The organism is Saccharospirillum sp. MSK14-1 (assembly GCF_003054965.1).
Lineage (GTDB): Bacteria > Pseudomonadota > Gammaproteobacteria > Pseudomonadales > Natronospirillaceae > Saccharospirillum.
Map to the genome: position 1 here is coordinate 1 of NZ_MIES01000004.1, position 1,462 is coordinate 1,462.

Annotated in this window: 2 protein-coding genes; one reads left to right on the forward strand and one right to left on the reverse strand. The window is 33.0% G+C overall.

Annotated features, from left to right (window positions below; translation table 11 throughout):
• Positions 1 to 415, forward strand: a 415-nt coding sequence (locus BGP77_RS01135) for a DegT/DnrJ/EryC1/StrS family aminotransferase (protein ID WP_146171158.1), incomplete at its 5' end; no start/stop codon positions are given.
• A gap of 1 nt (position 416) precedes the next feature.
• Here BGP77_RS01135 and BGP77_RS01140 read toward each other — a convergent pair.
• On the reverse strand, positions 417 to 1,412 hold the full coding sequence (locus tag BGP77_RS01140) for an acyltransferase (RefSeq protein WP_108162906.1): 996 nt from the start codon (positions 1,410 to 1,412) through the stop codon (positions 417 to 419).
• Positions 1,413 to 1,462 lie beyond the last annotated feature (50 nt).

Genomic DNA, 1,462 nt, shown 5'->3' on the forward strand with positions numbered 1-1,462 from the left:
CATAATTCGCCGTATGCCGGAACAGGTGAAAATGTATGTATACGAAAATGTTAAGGCCTATCGATTTCGTAGCAGGCATCCAGAATTTGAATATAATCAACAAATTTCAGATGATATAAACCTTATGTCAGCTTTGTTAAAAAGCAGGCGAAGTCATCGAATGTTACGTTACCCTGTTCTTATGAAAAATGCAGAGCAGAGACAGCATCTTTTGGACCAATTGAAAAGAAAAGGTTTGGGTGTATCAGGTATGTATGAAACCGCACTAATTGATATAGACTGTGTTTCAGACTTACCTGTCCGATTTAACGCTACGCCGAATGCAATAGAGTTTTCGCGTCGGTTTTTAACGTTACCGACGCATGTCGGAGTTAGTAGGGCTATATTTATTAAAATTACCGAGTATTTAAAGTGATTTAATTTTTAAGAACAATTTTACGGATATTTAGAAAATACTTTTCAATCGTTAAAAAAACAATCATTCCTACAATAAATGGAAGAACAGATGCTAATACAGCTTGTGCTTCTGACCCTATAATATACATATCTTTCGCTACACTATTTGTCCACGTGTGGAACAAGTAAGCGCTATAGGATGAGGCGGCTAAAGATGTAATAACTTTACCATTTAGAAATTTTAATTTTGAAGATATGTTTGTAAAGGTAAAAAGCAATAGGCAAGATGCAATTGCTTCTAAGGTGAAGCCTAACGTATATCTGAAGTCGACAGAGGATTTTGAATATGTAATTGCTAATATGGAGGTAAGTAACAATGATACAGTATAAAATAAATTAAATGACACCCACTTATCTGAATGTTTAACATAGAAATACCCTAACATTACACCTATTAAATACTGATCTATTCGGCAAAAAAAATCATTATATACGTAAGTCTCTGTAGCGTTAAAAGACAAATATATGATTGATCTGAATGCTACAGCGGATAAAACAATTAAGCTCGAAGTAACCCAAAAAAAACGTTCTTTAAGTTTCAGGATTGGCCATATTAAAAAATATGATGCAATAAAAAATTGCTCTAATATAGATAAGGTCCAAACATGGGATACGGTAGAGGTATGTCCATATTTTATATTCCAGTAGTTAAAAGTGTGTGTAACTGCAAATAATATTTCTTCTAATTTCCAAGTGTCATCTAGTATCCAGTCGAGAAAAATACTTATAAACAAAAAAGAATAGTAGGCTGGAGCTATTCTGAGAAATCGACGAAGAAAATGTTTTTTAAAAGTATATTTACTATCAGAACTCATTAATATTTTGGTTATAAGAAATGCAGATAATGTGATGAGTAATGGAACGCCATATCCACCTAAATATGAGAATCCATAGTGAGAAAGTACTACTAATAGTACTGCAAGTACTCTTAAAAAATCGATTCCGGTTAACCTCATATTGAATGACCCTTATTTACTATCGCTGGCTACTTCAATGCGATGAGATT